This window comes from Dietzia aerolata, from assembly GCF_014144865.1.
Taxonomy (GTDB): domain Bacteria; phylum Actinomycetota; class Actinomycetes; order Mycobacteriales; family Mycobacteriaceae; genus Dietzia; species Dietzia aerolata.
Genome location: NZ_JAALDM010000286.1, coordinates 1 through 3,888, shown reverse-complemented (window position 1 = coordinate 3,888; position 3,888 = coordinate 1). Strand labels below are relative to the sequence as shown.

Genomic DNA, 3,888 nt, shown 5'->3' with positions numbered 1-3,888 from the left:
GACCAGGATCCGGCGGGACGGCCAGTGGGAGGCTTCGCAGACGCACGAGTCGCTGCTTCCGTACCTGATCGAGGAGTCCTGGGAACTTGTCGACGCCGTGGCTGACGGCGATCGCGACGAACTCGTCTCCGAGCTGGGAGACCTGCTGCTGCAGGTGCTGTTCCACGCCGCGATCGGTGCGGAGCGGTCGGGGGATGCCTTTGACGTCCAGGATGTGGCGGGCGCGCTTCTCGACAAGCTTCGTCGTCGGGCGCCCTATTGGTTCACCGACGCCGGCCCGCACACGGACGCCGACGAGCAGGATCGGCTGTGGCAGGAGGCCAAGGATGCCGAGCGTCGCGCAGCTGAGGCGGCCGGGCGTCCTCCGCGCGGGGTCGTTGACGGCATCTCGTGGGATCAGCCGGCGCTCGCGCTGGGCCAGAAAGTGCTCGGCCGTGCACGGGCCGCCGGGATCCCGGACGAACTGGTGCCCGAGGAGTTGCGCATCGTTCACGTGGATCCGGTGGGTGTCTTCCACGGATCGGGTTCGGCCGAGGTGTCGTATCGCCAGGTCGTGCGGGAGTTCGCCGACCTCGTCCGCGCCGCCGAATCGCAGCTAGAAGTGCCGGCCGCCGAGGCCACCGCGGCCGAGTGGGTCGCCGCCTGGCCCGCCCCGCCCCGCGCCTGATCTGCCCGACTCCACACCTGATCCGAGCCCCGCCCCGCGTCCTACCCGGGCCCCGCGGCGAGGCTGATCAGGGCCCCGCGCGGCACGCGTGGAAGCACTGCCTGAACAGGTGATTTGTCCGATCCTCCAAAGTCTGTCTAGGTGCGTCCGGACCGAACGCGCTGGCCGGTTGGCAAATTCCTCTGTGCGCTGGAGCGAGAACCGCTGTGCGCCCACAGGCTCGGGACCGAATTTTGGAGCATCTGACAAAGCGTCTGACCAGTACGGTTCTCAGTTTCTCCCCAGACTTCTCTATGCTCTGAACGTTCGTATAACAAATTAAGAGAGAAAGGGGGCAGATCGGCTTGCTCAGCACTACTGCATTGAGCGCTACGGCTGTCGTACTTCTCCTGCTGTTGTTTTATGGCGGGACGATGTTCATGTCGATGCGGATCGCGCGTCGGGACGAGAACGCGGACAGCTACATGACCGCTGGTCACAAAATTGGGTTCGGTATCTCGGCTGCGTCGATGACCGCGACCTGGATCTGGGCGTCCTCGATGTACGCCTCGGTCAACTCGGGCTACCTCTACGGGGTGTCGGGCCCGATTCACTACGGGCTCTGGGGTGCCCTGATGATCCTGTTCATCTACCCCTTCGGTAAGCGCATCCGGAAGGTTGCACCGCAGGCGCACACGCTCGCCGAGGTCATGTTCGCCCGCCACGGCCGGTCCTCCCAGCTCATGCTGGCGGGATCCAACATTCTTGGTTCCGTCATCTCGTTGACGTCGAACTTCATCGCCGGTGGCGCGCTGATCGCGATGCTGAGCCCGTTCAGCTTCATCCAGGGCGTGATCGTGATCGCCGCGGGTGTGCTGCTGTACACGCTGTGGTCGGGTTTCCGCGCGTCGGTGCTGACCGACTTCGCGCAGGTGCTCGCGATGCTGGGCGCGGTGGTCATCATCGTGCCGGCCATGTTCTTCTTCCTCGGCGGCACGGACCTGTTCACCTCGGGTGCGCAGAACCTGACGCAGCAGCAGCAGTCGTTCTTCTCCTCGGAGGCGTTCCTCAACCAGGGCGCGCCGTACATTGCGGCGGTGCTGGCGTACGCGATCGGTAACCAGACCATCGCGCAGCGTCTGTTCGCGGTGCGTGAGGACCTGATCAAGCCGACGTTCATCACGGCGACGGTCGGTTACGGTGCGACGATTATCGGCATCGGCATGGTGGGCGTGCTCGGGCTGTACGCGGGCATCACGCCGGTGGAGGGCGATCCGAACAACCTGCTCCCGCAGGTGGCGGCGGAGTACCTGCCGGGCGTGCTGGTGGCGCTGTTCTTCATCATGATCATCGGTTCGCTGTCCTCGACCGCGGACTCGGATCTGGCGGCCATGTCGTCGATCGCGATGACGGACATCTACGGCCAGTCCATGCGTAGCCGTGGCCGGGTCCCGAATCCGCGCACGATGCTGACGATCGGCCGGATCACCATGATCGTGGCGACGGTGGCGGCGCTCGGCTTCGCCAACGCGAAGTTCAACATCCTCGACCTGCTGGTGTTCGTCGGTGCCCTGTGGGGCGCGCTGGTGTTCCCGGTGATCGCGAGCTTCTACTGGAAGAAGGTCACCAACTCGGCGTTCACGGTATCGGTGCTGGTGGCGCTGGCTGTGTTCATCCCGACCCGCTTCGGCCTGATCCCGGATACCGGGCTCGCGCCGTGGATCATCGAGGCGCTCGCCGTGGTCGGTGTCGGCGTGGTGCTGGGCCTGATGGTGTTCGGCTTCTTCGGCACGCGTGCGGCGCTCATCGTCGGCGTGATCGCCGCGGTGGTCAGTGCGCCGTTCGTGTTCAACTTCCTGCGCGACTACGACACCCTCACCGCCTCGCTGGTGGCATACGCGGTGTCGACGATCGTCTGTTACGCGATGTCGGTGCGTAGTTCCATGGAGTTCGACTTCGCCAAGATCGCGCGCCGGACCGCCGACTACGACACCGAGGAGACCGCGGAGGCGCTCGAGGCCGAGGCCGAAGCTGACACGGAGTCCGACGCGGGTCACGGGGCCGGCGTGGGTGCCGGTGACGGCGCCCGGGTTGGTTCGAGAAAATCTGACGACGACGACAACGACCCCGACTCGGTCCGCGTCTAAGAAAAGGAGGGCAGCTGACGATGTCACCGATTCTGCTGACCATCTATGTGCTGATCTGGCCGGTCATCGTGCTGGGCACCTTGATCGTGATCGTGCGGGGCTTTGTCTCCGAGGCGATCGAGGCCAAGCGTGAGGGCGATCCGATCATCTAGATCGGTGTGTCTGAGAACTAGTTCTCCGACCCTGAGAAGTCGGCTCTTTCCGCAGTGAGGAGCCGGCCCGGCCGGGTAGCGTCGCGTGCATGACAAGCGCGCGTTCGCTACCCGGCCTCGCTGTTTCCGGGCTGCTTGCGGGAGTGTTCGGGCTGCTGGTGTTGGCGGCGGTGTGGGACCGGATCTGGTGGATGCTCGGGCTTGCCGTGGTGCTCGCGGTGTTGGCGTTCATGTATCGGCGGGAACTGTCTCGCCGCGTCGAGCCGCTCGCGGTGGAGCAGGCGAGTCCGCATTCCGATCGGCCGAAGTTCGGCCGGTGGTTGTGGCAGTCGGGGTGGATCATCTGGATCCCCATGACGATCGTGCTGCCGCCGCGTCCGGAGTGGATCGGGCCGTTCGTCGGCGTGATCGCCGCGCTCCACGTGTTCGCGCTGCTCGCGTCCGGCACCGCCGCCGGTTCCACGGCCGGCTCCGCGGCCGGGAAGGCTCGGCCGGCGCCCGGTCAATAGTCGGCCTGACTCACGCGAGCAGCTGCCGCGCCAGCCTGGGTAACTGCTGAGGCCGAGTGGGGTCAGGCCTGCTACTTCGTTATTTCCGGCGTCGGCGTCGCAGGTTTACGCAGCGTAGCGCTCGATTTGTGAACTGTCACCGAGCGGGTATTGTCTGGGTAAACATTTATGTATTGCCGGTGCCGGCAAGCGGAGGAACATCGTGAAACGTACGTCTATCGCCGTTGTCGTCGGATCGATCACCGTTGGGATGGCCGTGGGATTGGCCCCCAGCGCCGTCGCGCAGCCGGCAGTCGGGTCGGTCGTTGATCCGATCGTCGTGCCGCGTCCCTTCGACATTCCGATTTGGCAGCTCCCGCCGTTGCCGTACCCGCTGGAATGGGAGTTCCACCTCCCGCCGCAGCCGGCGCCAGCACCAGCGCCGGCACCGGCGC

4 protein-coding genes and 1 pseudogene are annotated in these 3,888 nt (G+C 65.6%); all 5 read left to right on the top strand.

Annotated features, from left to right (window positions below):
- On the top strand, window positions 1–667 hold a 667-nt coding region (locus tag G6016_RS17560), incomplete at its 5' end, for a MazG nucleotide pyrophosphohydrolase domain-containing protein (protein ID WP_182633413.1).
- Between the two features lie 413 nt (window positions 668–1,080).
- The gene (locus G6016_RS14975; RefSeq protein ID WP_380023503.1) at window positions 1,081–2,793 is read left to right on the top strand and encodes a sodium:solute symporter family protein; all 1,713 of its coding nucleotides are present in this window, start codon (window positions 1,081–1,083) and stop codon (window positions 2,791–2,793) included.
- 20 nt (window positions 2,794–2,813) lie between these two features.
- Window positions 2,814–2,945 (top strand): putative transporter small subunit, encoded by a 132-nt coding sequence (locus G6016_RS17360; RefSeq protein WP_241730350.1) that lies wholly within the window; start codon window positions 2,814–2,816, stop codon window positions 2,943–2,945.
- Between the two features lie 89 nt (window positions 2,946–3,034).
- Window positions 3,035–3,454, top strand: a complete 420-nt coding sequence (locus G6016_RS14970) for a hypothetical protein (RefSeq protein WP_182633412.1) — start codon at window positions 3,035–3,037, stop codon at window positions 3,452–3,454.
- Window positions 3,455–3,656: 202 nt separating this feature from the next.
- Window positions 3,657–3,888, top strand: a pseudogene (locus G6016_RS17000) (hypothetical protein); the annotation flags it as partial.

Coding starts and splice junctions, on each gene's coding strand:
- G6016_RS17360 (WP_241730350.1), top strand. CDS start 2,814: ATGTCACCGATTCTGCTGACCATCTATGTGCTGATCTGGCCGGTCATC.
- G6016_RS14970 (WP_182633412.1), top strand. CDS start 3,035: ATGACAAGCGCGCGTTCGCTACCCGGCCTCGCTGTTTCCGGGCTGCTT.
- G6016_RS14975 (WP_380023503.1), top strand. CDS start 1,081: ATGTTCATGTCGATGCGGATCGCGCGTCGGGACGAGAACGCGGACAGC.